The sequence below is a fragment of the Acinetobacter sp. KAM396 genome (assembly GCF_021602765.1).
GTDB lineage: Bacteria > Pseudomonadota > Gammaproteobacteria > Pseudomonadales > Moraxellaceae > Acinetobacter > Acinetobacter towneri_A.
This window is the reverse complement of record NZ_BPPH01000140.1, coordinates 1-210: the sequence shown is the minus strand read 5'-3', so window position 1 is coordinate 210 and position 210 is coordinate 1. Positions and strand designations below refer to the sequence as shown.

Genomic DNA, 210 nt, shown 5'->3' with positions numbered 1-210 from the left:
AAGAGGTTTCACTTCTGAGTTCGGGAAGGGATCAGGTGGTTCACTCTTGCTATTGTCGCCAGCACAACTGTTATGGACTTGTTCGGGTCTTAGTTACTCTGCTTTTGCATGTAATGCCTTACTTGGTTCCAAATGAGTTATTAACAGGTTGGCTATTGGGTCTGAATTTTATTGTTTAGCCTTAACTAAATCAAGTTTTCGTCTGATCGT

General features: G+C 41.0%; 1 rRNA gene. It reads right to left on the bottom strand.

Going from position 1 to position 210, the window contains the following annotated elements:
• A 5S ribosomal RNA gene (rrf, locus tag L6C30_RS14885) occupies window positions 1-63 on the bottom strand; the annotation flags it as partial.
• Window positions 64-210 lie beyond the last annotated feature (147 nt).